Annotated in this window: 17 protein-coding genes and 1 pseudogene; 4 read left to right on the top strand and 14 right to left on the bottom strand. The window is 70.4% G+C overall.

The annotated features are described in order from the left end of the window. Positions 1-58 precede the first annotated feature (58 nt). Together MSPGM_RS21765 and MSPGM_RS21760 are read right to left on the bottom strand one after the other, a co-directional pair. On the bottom strand, positions 59-1,342 hold the full coding sequence (locus tag MSPGM_RS21765; RefSeq protein ID WP_261925909.1) for a class I SAM-dependent RNA methyltransferase: 1,284 nt from the start codon (positions 1,340-1,342) through the stop codon (positions 59-61). A gap of 11 nt (positions 1,343-1,353) precedes the next feature. Further along, positions 1,354-2,106, bottom strand: a complete 753-nt coding sequence (locus tag MSPGM_RS21760; protein ID WP_003607161.1) for a TlyA family RNA methyltransferase — start codon at positions 2,104-2,106, stop codon at positions 1,354-1,356. 359 nt (positions 2,107-2,465) lie between these two features. On the opposite strand from MSPGM_RS21760, the gene MSPGM_RS21755 reads away from it, so the two are divergent. Then, positions 2,466-3,071 (top strand): superoxide dismutase family protein, encoded by a 606-nt coding sequence (locus MSPGM_RS21755; protein ID WP_003607160.1) that lies wholly within the window; start codon positions 2,466-2,468, stop codon positions 3,069-3,071. A 44-nt stretch (positions 3,072-3,115) separates the two neighbouring features. Here MSPGM_RS21755 and dxs read toward each other — a convergent pair. The 6 genes and pseudogenes from dxs to MSPGM_RS21725 all read right to left on the bottom strand — a co-directional run bounded on the left by dxs (position 3,116) and on the right by MSPGM_RS21725 (position 8,177). After that, positions 3,116-5,091 (bottom strand): annotated as a pseudogene (dxs, locus tag MSPGM_RS21750) (1-deoxy-D-xylulose-5-phosphate synthase). A gap of 89 nt (positions 5,092-5,180) precedes the next feature. Continuing rightward, entirely contained in the window at positions 5,181-5,447 is a 267-nt protein-coding gene (locus MSPGM_RS21745) for an exodeoxyribonuclease VII small subunit (RefSeq protein ID WP_003604717.1), read from the bottom strand. 99 nt (positions 5,448-5,546) lie between these two features. After that, on the bottom strand, positions 5,547-6,059 hold the full coding sequence (locus MSPGM_RS21740; RefSeq protein WP_003604715.1) for a tyrosine phosphatase family protein: 513 nt from the start codon (positions 6,057-6,059) through the stop codon (positions 5,547-5,549). A gap of 14 nt (positions 6,060-6,073) precedes the next feature. Then, complete coding sequence (locus MSPGM_RS21735) at positions 6,074-6,700, bottom strand: HD domain-containing protein (RefSeq protein ID WP_003604713.1); 627 nt, start codon at positions 6,698-6,700, stop codon at positions 6,074-6,076. After that, positions 6,697-7,326: a DNA-3-methyladenine glycosylase I gene (locus MSPGM_RS21730; RefSeq protein ID WP_003604712.1), complete on the bottom strand. Its 630-nt coding sequence runs from the start codon at positions 7,324-7,326 to the stop codon at positions 6,697-6,699. The genes MSPGM_RS21735 and MSPGM_RS21730 overlap by 4 nt, the downstream gene beginning before the upstream one ends. After that, positions 7,323-8,177 (bottom strand): YgfZ/GcvT domain-containing protein, encoded by an 855-nt coding sequence (locus MSPGM_RS21725; RefSeq protein WP_003604711.1) that lies wholly within the window; start codon positions 8,175-8,177, stop codon positions 7,323-7,325. Before MSPGM_RS21725 ends, MSPGM_RS21730 begins: the two co-directional genes overlap by 4 nt. 101 nt (positions 8,178-8,278) lie before the next feature. Between MSPGM_RS21725 and MSPGM_RS21720 the strand changes: the two genes are divergently transcribed. Then, the gene (locus MSPGM_RS21720; RefSeq protein WP_015857455.1) at positions 8,279-9,616 is read left to right on the top strand and encodes a dihydroorotase; all 1,338 of its coding nucleotides are present in this window, start codon (positions 8,279-8,281) and stop codon (positions 9,614-9,616) included. A gap of 300 nt (positions 9,617-9,916) precedes the next feature. Beyond that, a complete protein-coding gene (locus MSPGM_RS21715; RefSeq protein ID WP_015857454.1) occupies positions 9,917-11,482 on the top strand; it encodes a hypothetical protein in 1,566 nt (521 codons plus the stop codon). Positions 11,483-11,680: 198 nt separating this feature from the next. Here MSPGM_RS21715 and MSPGM_RS21710 read toward each other — a convergent pair whose 3' ends face one another. The 5 genes from MSPGM_RS21710 to MSPGM_RS21690 form a co-directional block, all read right to left on the bottom strand. Beyond that, complete coding sequence (locus MSPGM_RS21710) at positions 11,681-11,935, bottom strand: hypothetical protein (RefSeq protein ID WP_003604705.1); 255 nt, start codon at positions 11,933-11,935, stop codon at positions 11,681-11,683. 338 nt (positions 11,936-12,273) lie between these two features. Next, the gene (locus MSPGM_RS21705; protein WP_003607658.1) at positions 12,274-12,729 is read right to left on the bottom strand and encodes a TIGR02301 family protein; all 456 of its coding nucleotides are present in this window, start codon (positions 12,727-12,729) and stop codon (positions 12,274-12,276) included. Then, positions 12,726-13,211, bottom strand: coding sequence for an NUDIX hydrolase (locus MSPGM_RS21700; protein WP_261925908.1), 486 nt, complete (start codon positions 13,209-13,211; stop codon positions 12,726-12,728). The genes MSPGM_RS21705 and MSPGM_RS21700 overlap by 4 nt, the downstream gene beginning before the upstream one ends. Next, on the bottom strand, positions 13,208-14,353 hold the full coding sequence (locus MSPGM_RS21695; protein WP_015857453.1) for a hypothetical protein: 1,146 nt from the start codon (positions 14,351-14,353) through the stop codon (positions 13,208-13,210). The genes MSPGM_RS21700 and MSPGM_RS21695 overlap by 4 nt, the downstream gene beginning before the upstream one ends. Further along, on the bottom strand, positions 14,346-15,068 hold the full coding sequence (locus MSPGM_RS21690) for an SDR family NAD(P)-dependent oxidoreductase (RefSeq protein WP_041358820.1): 723 nt from the start codon (positions 15,066-15,068) through the stop codon (positions 14,346-14,348). The genes MSPGM_RS21695 and MSPGM_RS21690 overlap by 8 nt, the downstream gene beginning before the upstream one ends. A 313-nt stretch (positions 15,069-15,381) precedes the next feature. On the opposite strand from MSPGM_RS21690, the gene MSPGM_RS21685 reads away from it, so the two are divergent. Continuing rightward, positions 15,382-15,765, top strand: coding sequence for a response regulator (locus MSPGM_RS21685; protein ID WP_003605467.1), 384 nt, complete (start codon positions 15,382-15,384; stop codon positions 15,763-15,765). Between the two features lie 48 nt (positions 15,766-15,813). Here the strand turns inward: MSPGM_RS21685 and pdxH are convergent, their stop codons facing one another. Next, positions 15,814-16,458: a pyridoxamine 5'-phosphate oxidase gene (pdxH, locus tag MSPGM_RS21680; protein ID WP_003605469.1), complete on the bottom strand. Its 645-nt coding sequence runs from the start codon at positions 16,456-16,458 to the stop codon at positions 15,814-15,816. Between the last annotated feature and the right edge of the window lie 63 nt (positions 16,459-16,521).

Below are 16,521 nucleotides of genomic sequence, written 5' to 3'. Positions count from 1 at the left end.
AGGGGTCACCCCTTTGGCGGGGTCTCGGGGCAGCGCCCCGATCTCCCTCCACCGGGCCTCAGCGCGGGCGACGCAGCGTTCGGCCGGTGACCTTCGCCTGCTTGCGGAACACGCCGACCAGCTCGACATGGGCCGACCATGCGAACTGATCGACCGGCGTGACCCGCTCCAGCCGGTAGCCGCCGGCGATCAGGGTCGCGGCGTCGCGGGCGAAGGTGCCGGGATCGCAGGCGACGGCGACAACGAGGGGCACCTTCGATTCCGCGATCCGGCGCACCTGCGCCTCGGCCCCGGCGCGGGGCGGGTCGAACACCACCGCATCGAGCGCGTCGAGTTCCGGCCCGAGAAGCGGGCGGCGGAACAGGTCGCGCGCCTCCGCCGTGATCCGGGCGTAGCCGGCTCCGGCTCGGTAGCCGCGGGTCAGCGCGGTGATCGCCGCGGCCTCGCCGTCGGCGGCGTGGACCTCGCGGGCCCCCGCAGCGAGCGTCAGGGCGAAGGGACCGCTGCCGCAGAACAGGTCGCCGACGCGCCTTACCTTGGCCTTGCCCTCGTCCATGGCCTCCAGCACCAGCGCGGTCAGGGTCGCCTCGCCGGCCTGCGTCGCCTGGAGGAAGCTGCCGGGCGAGGGCACGCGCCGGGCCGGGCCCTCGCCGACCGCGGGCGGGCGGCGCTCGACCACCACGTCGCCGTGGATCGACAAACGGGCGAGGTCGAGTTCGCCGGCGAGCCGAGTCAGGACGCCGCGGACGCCGTCGCTCACCTGCCCGTGGCCGCGGATGTCGATGTCGAGGCCGGTTACGGTGGCGGTGGCGGCGATGTCGAGCGGCTTGCGGCCGTGCCCGAGCGGGGCGGCGAGCGCCTCCGCGACGGCCGGCGCCCGGTGCAGGCTCGGCACGGTGATCGGGCAATGGTCGATCGGCACCAGGGCGTGGCTGCGCGCGGCCATCAGCCCGGCCCGCGCCCGGCCCTCGATCTCGCGCACATGCAGGGTGATCCGCCGCCGGCCCTCTCCCTGCGCGTCGAGGAGCGGCATCAGCGTGGTCTCGATGCGCGCCTGCCCCAGCGCCCCGGCGACGATGCCGCGCTTCCACTCCGCGTAAGGGGCGGGGGCGAGGTGCTGCACGGCGCAGCCGCCGCAGGCCGAGAAATACTGGCAGAACGGCGCGATCCGATCCGGCGACGCCTCCTCCACGGCGATCAGCGTGCCGATGCGGTCGCCGCGCTGCACCCGTACGCGCTCGCCGGGCAGGGCACCGGGCACCGCCAGCCCGCCCTCGGTGAGGCCATCGCCGCGGGCGCCGAGCCGGGCGATGGTCAGAGTCTCTTCGATCACGTCGGACATGGGATCAATCATCAGAGGCAATCATCAGAGGAACGCCTCGCGGCGACCAGGAACTCGCGGTTGCCGTCACCACCCTCGATGGGGGAGGGGATCGGCCCCGACACAGTGAATCCGAGGCCGACGAGCACGGCGCGTACGCCCTCGCAGACCTCGGCATGAACCTCGGCGTCGCGCACGATGCCGCCGCGCCCGACCCGCTCGCGGCCGGCCTCGAATTGCGGCTTGATCAGCGCGGCGATGGCGGCCTCGTCGGCGAGCTGCGCCGCCACAGCCGGCAGAACCAGCCGCAGGCCGATGAAGCTCACATCGATGGTGGCCAGCTGCGGCGCGGGCTGGATCGCCCCCGGAGAGAGGGCGCGGATATCGGTGCCCTCCAGGCTGGTCACCCGTGGGTCGGCGCGCAGGGCGGCGTCGAGCTGGTCGCGGCCGACATCGACCGCGTGGATATGGGCAGCACCGCGCCGCAACAGCACGTCGGTAAAGCCGCCGGTCGAGGCGCCGACATCGAGGCAAGGCAGGCCCGCGGGGTCGAGGCCGAAGGCATCGAGCGCCGCGGCGAGCTTGAGGCCGCCGCGGGAGACGTAGGGGTGGGGGGCCGAGGCTTCGATCCGGGCGCTGGGCTCGACCAGATCCGAGGGGCGCGTGACGAGGCGGCCGTCGGCGCTGACGAGGCCGGCCTCGATCGCCGCCCGCGCCTGCGCCCGGCTGCGGAAATGCCCGCGCTCGACCAGGAACCGGTCGGCCCGGAGCCGCTCGCCCGTCATCGGTCTCCCTTCCGAAAATCGCTCCGCCGCGCCCGAGATCCTCGTCCCGCATATCTGATCCGGGACGAGGGCCTCGGATTTTGATGTTGCATCGTTCTTTTCCAAAAGCCGGTGGCCGCCTTTCGGGACGATGCTCACGTGATCGAGACGGATCGGCCCGTCCCCTGTCGGAACGCGCCGCTTCGCGTTACCTACAGCATCGCCTGAGACGGCGCGTGCCGGCTCGTCCGAAAAGGGCGATGCGAAATCCGCTTTTGCCGGGTAGCCCGGATTGCGCACCGCCTCAAGCGGTGGCGGAATCCCGGGCGGAACCGCCGGGCCGCAGCAACGGAGTGAGTCAGTTCATGAGAGGTGCCATCATGCGAGGGGCCACGACGCCTGCCATCCGCCGTATACCGGTCGCCATCCCTCTGGCCGCGGCCCTGCTCGCAGGCCTTACCGGGTCCGCCTTCGCGCAAGATGCCAAGGAGACTCCGAAGGAGCCGGCCCCCGCCAAGACGGAGAGTGCCGGCGCGCCGCAGACCTACGAGAGCGCGATCACCAACGGCAAGGGTGACAGCATCGGCAAGATCATGATCCGCGACGGGGCGAATTCCCTCGTCATGCGGCTGTCAATTCAGGCCGGCGGCCTGCCTCCGGGCTGGCACGGCATCCATTTCCACGCCGTCGGCGACTGCTCGGACACGGAGAAGTTCGAGAAGTCGAAGGCCCACGTGAACCACGACCAGAGCAAGCACGGCCTGCTCAACCCCGACGGCCCGGACGAGGGCGACCTGCCCAACGTCTACGCCAACGCCGACGGCTCGGTGAACGCGGAAGTGTCGAGCGAGACTCCGCTGACCGGCGAGGGCGGCCTGCGCGACGGCGACGGCTCGGCGCTAATCATCCACGCCAACGAGGATGACCACACGAGCCAGCCCATCGGCGGCGCGGGCGCGCGCATCGGCTGCGCAGTGATCAAGTAACACGCCTCTTGCCCTCCCCCTGCGGGGGAGGGCGTTGGCAGAGGCTACCGCTTCAGGCTCACCACGCTGCCTTCGCGCTGCGCCGCCTTCTCCGGCAGCGCGGCGCGGACGATCTTGAGGATGCCCTCGGCATCGAGCCCGGCCTCGGCGTACATCTTCTCCGGCTTGTCGTGGTCCTGATACAAGTCCGGCAGCGTCAGCGTGCGGACCCGGACCCGGCCGGTATCGAGCACGCCGCGCTCGGCCAGCAGGTGCAGCACCATCGCCCCGAAGCCGCCGACCGAGCCCTCCTCGACCGTCACCAGAACCTCGTGGCTCATCGCCAGATCGACGATCAGCTCGGCATCCAGCGGCTTGGCAAAGCGCGCATCGGCCACCGTGGCCGCGACACCCTCCGCCTCGAGCGCGTCGGCCGCCTTCAGCGCCTCCGACAGGCGCGTGCCGAGCGAGAGCAGCGCCACCCGCGCCCCCTCCGGACGCCGCACCACGCGGCCGCGGCCGATCGCCAGCGGCACGCCCGTCTCCGGCAACTCGATGCCGACCCCCTCGCCGCGCGGGTAGCGCAGCGCGATCGGGCCCGAATCGTGCACGTGGCAGGTCGCCACCATGTGCACCAACTCGGCCTCGTCAGCCGCCGCCATCACCGTCATGTTCGGCAGGCAGCAGAGATAGGCCAGATCGAACGCGCCCGCATGCGTGGCGCCGTCCGCGCCGACGAGGCCGGCCCGGTCGAGGCAGAACCGCACGGCTAAGTTCTGCAGCGCGACGTCATGCACGACCTGATCGTAGGCCCGCTGCAGGAAGGTCGAGTAGATCGCCACGAACGGCTTGTAGCCCTCCGTCGCCAGACCGCCGGCAAAGGTCACCGCGTGCTGCTCGGCGATGCCGACATCGAAGGTCCGGTCGGGATGCGCCTTGCCGAACAGGTCGATCCCGGTGCCGCCGGGCATGGCGGCGGTGATCGCCACCACCTTCGGATCGGCGTCGGCCGCCTTGATCAGGCTCTCGCCGAACACGCGGGTATAGGCCGGGGCGTTGGCCTTGGCCTTGGCCTGCACGCCCGAGACCACGTCGAACTTGACCACGCCGTGGTAGCGATCGGCGCTGGCTTCCGCCGGCGCGTAGCCCTTGCCCTTCTGCGTGACGACATGGAGCAGGATCGGGCCCTGATCCGAGTCGCGCACGTTCTTCAGAACGGGGAGCAGGTGGTCGAGATTGTGCCCATCGACCGGGCCGACATAGTGGAAGCCCATCTCCTCGAACATCGTGCCGCCGCCGACGATCAGCGAGCGGGCATACTCTTCGGCCGCCGCCGCGCGCTGGTAGAGCGCCTTCGGCAGCAGCTTGCCGAGCTGCTTGGCGGTCTCGCGGAGTGAACGGTAGGTGCCGCCGGAGGCGAGACGGGCGAGGTAGGCCGACATCGCGCCGACGGGGGCGCGATCGACATGTCGTTGTCGTTGAGGATGACGATCAGGCGCGAGTGCAGCGCGCCGGCATTGTTCATGGCCTCGTAGGCCATGCCGGCCGACATCGAGCCGTCGCCGATCACCGCGATCATGTTGCGGCGCTTCGGCGCCGGTCCGCCCTTGGCCTTGGCGTCCGCCTCCTCGAGGTCGCGCGCCACGGCCATGCCGAGCGCGGCGGAGATCGAGGTGGAGGAGTGGGCCGCGCCGAAGGGGTCGTACTCGCTCTCCGAGCGCTTGGTGAAGCCGGAGAGGCCACCGCCCTGGCGCAGCGTGCGGATGCGGTCGCGGCGGCCGGTCAGGATCTTGTGCGGGTAGCACTGGTGTCCGACGTCCCAGACGATGCGGTCGTCGGGGGTGTCGAAGACGTGGTGGAGCGCCACCGTGAGTTCGACCACGCCCAGGCCCGAGCCGAGATGGCCGCCGGTGATCGACACGGCGTCGATCATCTCGGCGCGCACGGCGTCGGCCACCCGCTGCAGCTCGCTCTCCGGCAGAAGCCGGAGACGATCCGGCGTCTCAAGACCCTCAAGGATCGTCGTGTCCGCTAGTGCCACCGGACCAGCCTCATACCCGAAGTAAGGAACGGCGCGCAAACCTTTGCGCGCGATGAATTTTGTCGTGATTGAAACCGCACCGGCGTCACCTACTCGACGTCGAGCGGCGCAGTGCCGGCGGCCCGGCCGTCCGGTCCGATGGCGATCTTCTGGATGCGGGCCTCGGCCCGCTTCAGCAGGGTCTCGCAGTGACGCTTGAGCGCCTCGCCGCGCTCGTAGATCGCCACCGATTCGTCGAGGGGCACGTCACCGCGCTCCAGCCGACGCACGATCTCCTCGAGCTGCTCCAGCGCCCGCTCGAACGGAAGATCGTCCGGCGCCGCCGCCGCAGATGCGTCGGGTGTAAGATCGTTCATCCCGGATTCCTTTTGGGGCGGGTTATGACGGGCGACGTGCGGTCGCACAAGCCCGGGTCGATTGCGTGCGACCGATCTCCGCCCTGCGCGGCGTGCCCGTCACGCCAAGGCGAGGTGGAACGGCGTGCCCTCGAAGGCCTCGGCGCCGCGGCCGATTCCGCTGACGGCGGCGCTCATCCGGCCCTCGCGTCCGAGCAGCCGGTCGGCGATCTCGACGAACAGGCGGTTCGGCGTGGCGCTCGGCGCGAGCCGCCGCACGTCTTGCGCGAGTTCCGCCTCGTCCCAATCCGGCCGCAGGGCGCAGGCCGCGACATAGGCCGCCGCGGTGGAGCGGCTGATCCCGGCATAGCAGTGGATCACCATCGGCTTTTCGCGCGGCCACGCCGCCACGAAATCGAGGACGGCGCGCACATGCGCCTCGCCCGGCGGCAGGTGCCCCTCCATCGGTGCGACGATGTCGCTGAAGCCGACGCGCAGGTGGTGCTCGGCACGGATCGCGGCCGGACGCTCCACTGCACTGCCGAGCGTGGCCAGCGTCACGAGATGGCTCGCGCCGGAGGCCGCGACGGTCTCAGGCAGGCGCGAGAGGGGGCAGACGTGGATGACGGGCATTCTCTTTTTCGGTCTCACGCCCCGCGCTGAAGCGCCGCGAAGCGGGCGAGATAGCACGCCTCCGCCTCTGCCGTCGGCCATCCGGCGACCAGCCGCTCGATTTCAGCGCTCACGGGATCGGGCAGAACCGGGGGGCGCCCGAAGATCCCGTCGGCCTCCGCGCTCGAAAAACCGGCGAGCCGGGTCGCCTCGATCGCCGCGGCGATGCGGTCGGCGCGCTTGACGAGACGGGCGAGCGCCGGGGAGGGCGCGGCGAGCCCGAAGCGTTGGCGGATCGCCGCGAGCAGGCGCCGCTCGACGCTGCGATAGGCGTCGCCGATCGCGTTCTTGAGCGGCGAGATGATGTCGCCGATCACGTATTCCGGCGCGTCGTGGAGCAGCAATTCGAGCCGCTCCGGGGCGCCGATCCGCGGATCGAGGGCGCCGCCGATAGCCTCCACCAGCAGCGAGTGCTGCGCCACGGAGAAGACGTGCGGCCCCGCCGTCTGCCCGTTCCAGCGGGCGACGCGGGCGAGGCCGTGGGCGATGTCGGTGATCTCGACATCGAGCGGCGAGGGGTCGAGCAGGTCGAGCCGCCGGCCCGAAAGCATCCGCTGCCACGCCCGCACCGGTTTTTTGGAAGTGCTCGCGGCCACGCTCACGGTCGGCGGCCCTCGCCGAGGGCGGTGCAGGGCGCGTGACGATGGCAGCCGGTGAGATGGTCGTTGACCATGCCGACCGCCTGCATGAAGGCGTGGACGATGGTGGGGCCGCAGAAAGTGAAGCCCTTCGCTTTCAGGGCCTTGCCCATCGTTCGTGACACATCGGTTTCGGTGGCGATCGCGGCGCGGGTGGCCGCGTTGGTCTGGATCGGCCGGCCGTCGCAAAAGTCCCAGAGGAAGGGCGAGAAGCCCGGCCCGGCCTCCTCGATCGCGAGCCACGCCCGCGCGCCGCTGATCGCGCCGCGGATCTTGGCGCGGTTGCGGATGATGCCGGTGTCGCCCATCAGCCGCTCGACATCGTCGTCCGTGAAGCGGGCGACCCGCTCCGGCTCGAAACCCTCGAAGGCCCGGCGGAAGCCGTCGCGGCGGCGCAGGATGGTGATCCACGACAGGCCCGCCTGGAACCCGTCGAGGATCAGCTTTTCGTAGAGCGCGCGGGAATCGTATTCCGGCACGCCCCACTCGGTGTCGTGATAGGCGACATAAACCGGATCGGTCCCCGGCCACCAGCAGCGCGGGCAGTTGTCGGGATGGGTGGTGATCAGCCCGCTCGAATCCGCGCTCATCCGGCCACGGCCGTGTCGGTGGGGAAGGCGAAGCGGGCGAATTCGGGCTTGGCCACGGCCGCGATCGTGCCGCCCGCCCGCACCGGCTCACCGATGGCGAGCGCGTCGCCGAGGCGGTCGAGGCGGATCGTGGCGAGCCCCCGGTCACCGGCGGCGCTGCCGGTGACGCCGAGGCTGCGCGCGCCCGCAATCACCTCCGTGCCGGGCTCTGGCGCCGGGCCGTCGCGGTAGACGATGGGCAGGATGCGGGTGCGGGCGGTGCCCCGGTGCTGCATCCGCGAGACCACCTCCTGCCCGACATAGCAGCCCTTCTTGAAGTCCACGCCGCCGAGTTGGTCCATCAGCGCCTCATGCGGGAAGGCGTCACCGAAGGCGAAGTCGCGCCCGCCCTCAGGTACGCCGAGGCCGATGCGGTGGGCGTGATACGCGTCTTCCGTGGCATCGGCCGAGAACGCGCCCTCGGCGAAATACAGCCGCTCGCCGAGCGCGGGCAGGCGTCCGTCGCGCACCCGCACCGTTTCGGCCGCGGTCTCGGCCCCATCCCAGGCAGCCGCCACGCCGAGTGTCGGGTCGGCGGCCACCGTCACCTTGGCGCGCAGGCGGTAGAGCCCGAGCCGCTTGACGAGGTCGGCCACGCGCTCGGCGGCGACGTCGAGACGGAAGCCATCGTCCGAGCGGGATACCAGGAAATCGAACTGGATCTTGCCCTGGGGCGTCAGCAGCGCGCCGAGCCGCGCCTCGCCCTCGGGCAGCGTCTCGACGTTGCAGGTGAGGATGCCTTGCAGGAAGGGGAGCGCGTCCGAACCCGAGACGGCAACGACGGTGCGGTCCGGCAGCAGGGCGATCGGCATAGCATCTCCTTGAAAGGACGGCGGCGTTGCGCGTGTGGGACGCCTGACATAAGCCGCCGCTATCCTCGTCTCAATCGCACGATGCGAACCGGGAGAGCCCGATGGAAGCGCCTTTCGACCTCGTCCTGTCCGGCGGCACGCTGGTGAACCACGACGGCGAGCATCGTGCCGATCTCGGTATCCGCGCCGGACGGGTGGCGGCCATCGGCGACCTCTCGGGCGCATCGGCGCAGGAGCGGCGCGATTGCCGCGGCCTGCATCTCCTGCCCGGCGTGATCGACAGCCAGGTGCATTTCCGCGAGCCCGGCCTCGACCATAAGGAAGATCTGGAAACGGGCTCGCGCGCGGCGGTGATGGGCGGCGTCACGGCGGTGTTCGAGATGCCCAACACCAACCCGCAGACCACGAGCGCCGCAGCACTCGCCGAAAAGGTGGCCCGCGCCCACCACCGGATGCATTGCGACTTCGCCTTCTGGGTCGGCGGCACCCACGAGAATGCCGGCGAGGTCGCCGCGTTGGAGCGGCTGCCTGCTGCTGCCGGGATCAAGGTGTTCATCGGCTCCTCCACCGGCTCGCTGCTGGTCGAGGACGATGCCGGCGTGCGCGAGATCCTGAAGCGCATCCGCCGCCGCGCCGCCTTCCACTCGGAAGACGAGCCGATGCTGCGCGAGCGCAAGGGCCTTCGCGTGCCGGGCGATGCTGCCTCGCACCCGGTCTGGCGCTCGCCGGAGGTGGCGGTGAAGGCCACGCAGCGGCTGATCGCGCTCGCGCGGGAGACGGGTGCGCGCATCCACATCCTGCACATCTCGACCGCGGACGAGATGCCGATTCTGGCCGAGGCGAAGGACGTCGCCAGCGTCGAGGTGACGCCGCACCACCTGACGATAGACGGCAGCGAGGCTTACGCCCGTCTCGGGACGCTGGTGCAGATGAACCCGCCGGTGCGCGATGCCGGGCACCGCGACGGGATCTGGCGCGGTCTGAGCCAGGGCGTGGTCGATGTGCTCGGCTCCGACCACGCGCCGCACACGCTGGAGGAGAAGGCCAAGCCCTATCCGGACTCGCCCTCCGGCATGACCGGCGTGCAGACGCTGGTGCCGATCATGCTCGACCATGTGAATGCCGGCCGGCTCTCGCTCGCCCGGTTCGTCGATCTGACCAGCGCCGGCCCGAAGCGCCTGTTCGGCATCGCCCGCAAGGGGCGGCTCGCCGTGGGCTACGATGCCGACGTGACGGTGGTGGACCTCAAGCGCCGCGAGACGATCCGCAACGAATGGATCGCCTCGAAATGCGGCTGGACGCCCTATGATGGGCTCACCGTCACCGGTTGGCCGGTGGGCACGCTGGTGCGAGGCACGCCGGTGATGTGGCAGGGCGAGTTGGCCAACCCCGCACGCGGCGAGGCGGTGGTGTTCGAGGAAGCGCTGCCGACGGGGTAGCGCCGCGCCGGAATATCCCGTCCGGCGGCAGGCTTTTCGCGAGCCTCCCGCCTGTAAGCCGTTCACTACGGACGGTTGCCCTGCGCCGTTTGGGACGCTCAGTCATTGTGCCGGTGATCGAGCCGACACCATAGTTGAAAGAGGCGCGCCGAGCAGACGAAGATCACTTCGAAGTCATCCGTGACTGGCTGCCGCGAAGATGCCTTGCGTTTCTTTCAAGGGTTGCGGGGACGGATGTCCGGAAAAGGTGAAGTGTCGACCGTTGCCATGCGGTCATGGCACAGCCATGCGGCATGGGCGATGCGAGGCGTCGCGCTGGGGAGCCTGCTCGCCTTGACGGGCGCAGGCGCGGCCTGGGCGAAGGAGATCGTCCTGCCGGAGAAGAATCCGGCCGTCACCCTGACGATCCCCGACGACTGGAAGACCGAGGTGCGCGACACCGAGGTCGTCTCGACCTCGCCCGATGGCGACGTCTCCTTCGAGGTGGGCTTCGAAACGCGGGCGGACCGCGACAGCCTCGTCAAGGACAAGGTGAGCTTCCTGCGCAAGCAGAAGGTCAACCTCTCGATCAAGCCGGTCGAGCAGGCGATGGATTTCGGCGGCACGCCGGCCCGGGTTCAGCGCTACCGCACCACCGACAAATACGGAAAGACGATCGTCGATCTCGTGACCCTCGACGCGAGCCGGGACCGCGCGCTCCTCATGACGATCTGGGGATCCGAGGATCAGCGCCAGGCCAACGAAGCGGCGCTCGACACCATCATGAAGAGCGTCCGGGTTCCGGCCGAGACCGGCGGGAGCAGCAACTTCTGGTCAGGCGGCAAGACGGCCGCCAAACCCGAGACGAAGCCGGAACCGAAAGTCGAGATGAAGTCCGAGCCCGCGGCGGCCGGCTTGTCGCCCTCGGTGGCGGCCGCCCAGCCCGCGCCTGCGAAGCCCTACGCCACCCGGCGTGCGCTGTACGTCGCCCGCAAGGCCGCCGATTTCGGCGATGTCGAAGCCCGGCCCTCGAACGTCTTCAAGCCCGGCGAGCCGCTCCTGACCTATATCGAGCCGGTGGGCGAGGCCACGCAGTCGATCGGAAGCGATCAGATCGGTTTCGGCGTGATCGTCGATTTCGAGGTCCGCACGGCCGAGGGCAAGGCCCTCGCGACCCAGAAGAGCATGATCGACCGCGACGTGACCGTGAAACGCGCGGAGGGCGAGCCGAACTTTTTCCTCAACCTCAGCCTCGACCTCGACGGCTTTCCGCCGGGCAATTACGTGCTGGTCTATACCCTGCGCGATAAGCTGAGCGGGCGGACGCTCGATGTGCCGCAGCCATTCACGATCGCCCAGGCTGCCACCGACAAGGCCGCGGGCGCAAGCCCGGCCGCCCCAAGCCCGGCTCCGGCGGCTCCTGCGACGCCCCCCGCTTCGGTGCAAACCACCGTCGTGGACGGGTGGACGGTCCAGCTTGCCCCACCGGACGGCGTCTCCTGCGCCATCCACTACGAGAACAAGCCCCCGCGCGCCGACGGCAAGAGATTCGCCACGATCGTCGCCTTCGTCTCGATCCCCGACAGGAACCTGAAGCTCACAACCCTGGAACTCAAATTTTCCGGCTGGAACTGGACCAAGGACCAAGAGGTCAAGGCCACGCTCCGGACGGGGGAATTTTACCTGTATTCCGGCCTGAACTGGATCGTCCTCGATCCTAGATCCCTCCTGCTCCGATCCAACGATCCGGAAGATATCCTGAAGCTCGTCAAAACGACGTCGAAACTCAGCGTCGAGAGAGACGGCGAGGACGCCGTCACGTTCGACATCACCGCGCCGGATAAGGCTCTGGAGGCTCTCAAGCCCTGCCGGGATCAATTGAAGTAGACGACAAGAAAACGTCCCGAAGGCCGGTTTCAGGCCTTCGGGACGCTGCACATCGAACGGAGCTTTGCCGGTACGAGGCCCGCCTCGTCGTCACCGCGAGGCGAAGCCGAAGCGATCCGGAGCGCCGGCACGATCGGTAGGGACCGCTCGCGTTGCGGTTCAATGAATTCGGCTGACGCCTCCGCCTCAGGCCACCGATCAGTGCTGAAGCGTCGTGGTGAACCCGCCGCCGCGGATACGCTCGGGCAGGGTCTCGGCGTAGCGGGCGGTGGCGTCCTCGCCATAGGTGGCGACCAGTTCCTGGAACGCCGCGAACAGGGCCGCCTGGGCCATGCAGTCGCCGTCGATCCCGTCGAGGCAGCCCTCCGCGAATGCTTCCGTCACGAGGCCGAGCGCAAGGCGCTTGCTCTCCGCGTCGGCATCGAAGGTTGCGGTGTCGGCATCGTGGATCATGGCGGGCGGCTTCGTTTCTCGGCCGGAACAGTGCCGGCAAGACATCGGCACGATACGGCAGCCTTCACGGGCCGGGAAGCAGGGAATTGCGAAGAGGTTAACGCGGAGGCGCAATTGCGAAGGAATTTCGCAAGGCCTCCGGAGTGTGGCACAGCCGCCACAAACGCGATCTCGCGGCCGAATTCAGGGCGGATTCTGGTGAAAGGGAAACCGGCCCAGCAGAAGAATGCGTTTCAAAACAGGGCGCTAGCGCATCGCCCCAAAAAGCGGCCGCCGGCCTTCGGACGATTGACGAGGCACCGGAGACGCCGACCCGATGCGATCAAGCCGGATAGATATTAACCGCCGAACCGCCCGGCGATGGCGTGCGAAAGCCGCTCACCCTCGGCGACGAAACGGCGGGCGGCCTCATTCGCGGCGGGGGTGCAGACCCGATAGGTCAGGCTGTAGCCGCGGAAACCGCGATTATACGCGCCGGCGAGACGGTCGCGGCGGCTCTGCGTGATCCCCTCGCTGTCGAGGATCGCCTTCATCCGCGCCGGCCATTCAGCGGCGTCCGGCGCGGCGCACAGCGTGCGCAGGAAGGCGAGCGCACCGACGATCTCGGAGAGCCGCATCAGGTCGCGGTCGTAGGGCGCGGGCGGCGGCTCCGCCGGGGGAGGCGGCTCCTTCTCCTTCTCCGGCGGTTTCGGCGCGGATCGGGCTGTACCGGAGCGCTGCTGCGCAAAAGCCTCCGCCGCCGGGGTCAGAGCGAGCAGGGCGGCCAGGATCAGGCGGGCAAGTCTCGTTCTCATGCCAAGCCTTCTGCCGAACCGTCTGTCGCCGACCGGATGCGGGAGAACGCCTCGCGCAGGGTCTCGATCAACCCCGGCGTGGTGGTCAGGCCCGCGACCTCGTCGAGGCTGGCCCAGCGCACGGCGAGCGCTTCCGGTCCGGGTGCCGGCTCGACGGCGCGCCACAGGGCGGCGTGGGGATGGATCACGTAATGGTAGCGGATGCGGCCGGCCTCGTCCCGCAGGATGATCTCGGTCGGCGTCAGGCTCGGCCCGACCACCTCGGCGAGCGACCCGACCTCCTCCTGCAATTCGCGCAACGCCCCCGCGGCGAGGGATTCGCCGGCCTCCACGAGGCCGCCGGGCAGGGTCCAGACACCGCGCATCGGCTCGTTGGCGCGGGCGGCGAGCAGCACGCGGCCGTCGCGGATCACCGCGACCGAAACGCCGATCAGCGGGCGCGCCGGAAACAGCCGCCCATCCTCCTGTCCCGGATCGCTCACGGCGCGGAGACCGCGACGAGGCGCCCGTCGGCGAGGCCGACGAGGATTGTTTTGGCGGTTCCGCCCGCGTCGAGCACGGCGACGCCGTGGGCGGCCGGGGCGGGTAGGGGCAGGCGTACCCGCTCGACGGGGCTGCCGCCCTTCAGCGACACCACTGCCAGGGCTCCACGGCCCGCCACCGGCAGGGCGAGATCGGGCGGAGCGCCACCGCCGCGGGGAACGGGAGCGGCGAGATCCGCCGCCTCGCCCGCCGCCGGGCCGGCATAGCCCGGCGCTTCGCCCGCGAGGCTCAAGGTCCCGTCGGCGATGCGCCAGAGCTGGAGCACGCCCTCGCCGTCGGGCGCGCGGATCGCGGCGATCTGCGGCTGGCCGGTGCCGGTGAAGTCGGCAACGGCGGCGAGCGCCAGCGGCGCGCCTTCGGGCCCCTTGCCCGCCTGCGGCGGCGTCTGCGCCCGGAGCGTCCAGACGCCGTCCGTGCCCTTCGCCGCGACGGCAAGGCCGGAAACGGCCGGCCCCTGCGCGGTCACGGCGGCCACCGCCGGGCGGCCGTCGAGACGGGTGATCTGGGGCGTGCGCCCGGCAAAGACCCGGCCGTCCCCCGGCGCCAGGGTCTGGGTCGTCACCGGCACGGCCTTCGGCTCGGCGGTGACGCCGACCGGCTGGCGCTCACGCAAGGTCAGCACGGTCCCCTGGCCCGGCGCGCCGCCGAGCGCGCGGGTCGGCCCGGTGAGATAGGCGCTGAGCGGCCCGTCGAGGGCACGGCGCGAGCCCGGCACGGCCCCGCGCGGCGTCTCGGCGGCGGCAAACCCTTCGATCGCCTCGGCGCCGATCAGCGTGGTGCGCAACCGGTCGCCGTCGAGGCTGAGAACGGCGCCGCCGCCCTCGCCCCAGACCACGACGACGGATGGCGGAGCGGTGTTGCCCGTGGCCTTCGGGTCGGCGCTGGCGCCTGCGGGGGCGCGGGCGACCGGCAGCAATCCGGAGGTCGCCACGGAAAGGGCCACGTCGCTGCCGGGGCCGCGCATCGCCTTAACGGCAAACGGCAGCGCGACCGGTTCGACCCGGCTCCCATCCTCCGCCGCGAGAACTGGGAGGGCGGTCAGCGACAGCAGGGCGGCGAGAACCGCCCGGCGGTCAGACATGCTGGCCGCCGTTGATGTGAAGTTCGGCGCCGTTCACGTAGGACGACGCCTCGATGCAGAGGAAGTAGATCGCCTTGGCGACCTCGTCCGGGGTGCCGAGCCGGCGCTGCGGAATCTGCTCCACCAGCTTGTCGGTGCCGGGCGAGAGGATCGAGGTGTCGATCTCACCCGGCGAGATCGCATTGACGCGCACCCCGAGCGGCCCGAAATCCGCGGCCATCTCGCGGGTGAGGCCGGCAAGTGCGGCCTTCGAAGTGCCATACGCGGCGCCCGCGAAGGGGTGGACCCGCGAGCCGGCGATCGAGGTGACGTTGACGATCGAGCCGCGCGCGCGGGTCAGTTCGTCGCACAGCCCCCGCGCCAGCAGGATCGGCGCGAAGAAGTTGACCTGGAAGACGCGGGCCCAGTCCTCGTATTCCGTGGTGAGCGCGCCGAGCCGCTCGCCCTCCGGGCCCTTCGGCGAGATGCCGGCATTGTTGACGAGCGCGTGCAGCAGGCCGCCCTCGGCGGCGAGCCGCTCGGCGACCTCGCGCACCCCGCGCACCGTGTCCGCCGCGTTGGAGAGATCGACCTGAAGGTGGTCCTCCGGACCCATCTCCCAGGGGCAATTCTCGGGGAAGGGGTGGCGCGAACAGGTGATGACCCGCCAGCCCGCGGCGGAGAAGCGTTTGACGGTGGCGTGGCCGATGCCCCGGCTGGCGCCGGTGAGCAGCAGCACCCGTCGACGATCGTTGGATGAGGCCAAAGCCGGTTCCTCGCTGCCCGCCCCGCGCACCGCGGGTGAGCGGGCCAAGCTGGGTCTTCGCAAAGGGATAAGCCGCGCCCCGCCGGAAATCCAGGGCCGCGCTGCATTGCGAAAGGTGCCGGAGATGCGGTCCCGCGCCTCCGGAAGAGCCGGTGCCGTACGGCCCCGCTCGTCTCGCACGCTTGTTCCGCGCCGGCCTTCATGCAACCCCGGGGAGGGGTCGCGGATTCGAGGGATCGTGCCGGGGGATCAGACGCATGATCGGACGAGGGATGCGACAGCCGTGAGCGGGGCGGACGCGAGGCCGACCGTCCTTGTCGTGGAGGACGATGCCGTGATCCGGTGCGCCGCGGTCGAGTTGATCGTGGAAGCCGGCTTCACCGTGCGCGAGGCCACCAACGGCAACGAGGCGATCCGCATGCTCGACCAAGAGCAGGAGGCGGGCGGGACGGTGTGCGTCGTCGTGACCGACATCGACATGCCGCTGGGCATCGACGGCATCAAGCTCGCCGCCTGCATCGACCGGCGCTGGCCGCGCATCGGCATCGTCATCACCTCCGGCAAGGTGCGGCCCTCGCCCGGCGACATACCGACCGACGGCCTGTTCATCCGCAAGCCCTACACGGAGGAGTGCCTGGTCGCGGCGATCCGCTCGGTGATGCCCTGAGCGACCCCGATCCTCCGCGATCCGGGCATCGAGATCAGGGCATCAAAATCAGGGATAAAGCCGCGCGCGGGTCCAGCCGTCGCCGTTGCGGGTGAAGCGCACCCGGTCGTGCAGGCGGTAGGCGCCGTTCTGCCAGAACTCCAACTGCACCGGGGCGATGCGGAAGCCGAGCCAGTGCTCGGGACGCGGCACCGGGCCGTTCTCATATTTCTCCGACAGGGCGGCGACCTCGGCCATCAGGGTCGGGCGGTCGGTGAGCGGGCGCGATTGCTGACTGGCGATGGCGCCGATGCGGCTGTCGCGGTGGCGGCTCGCGAAATAGGCGTCGGCCTCCTCGCGCGTCACCGGGGAGACGGGGCCGCGGCTGCGGATCTGCCGGCCGAGAGACTTCCAGTACAGCACCGTCGCCGCCTGCGGGTTGGCGAGAAGCTGCCCGCCCTTGGCCGACTCGGCGTTGGTGTAGAAGACGAGCCCGCGCGGATCGAACCCCTTCAGCAGCACCACCCGTACGTCGGGCAGGCCGTCCGGATCGGCGGTAGCGAGCGCCATCGCGTTGGCGTCGACGGGCTCGGACGCCTCCGCCTCCGCCATCCACGCGGCGAACAGCGCCCAGGGGTCGCACGACAAGGTGAAGTCCTCCGGATGGACCGAAGGCGCGTCCGCATCACCCCTTCTTAACCGATCGATGGCCATTTTCTTCCCTGTGGCAGCCGGGTCGGGGGCACCGACGTTGGGCAGCAACGCCGTCGGACCCCC

Source organism: Methylorubrum sp. GM97, assembly GCF_024347855.1.
GTDB lineage: Bacteria > Pseudomonadota > Alphaproteobacteria > Rhizobiales > Beijerinckiaceae > Methylobacterium > Methylobacterium extorquens.
This window is presented reverse-complemented; position numbering and strand designations above follow the sequence as displayed.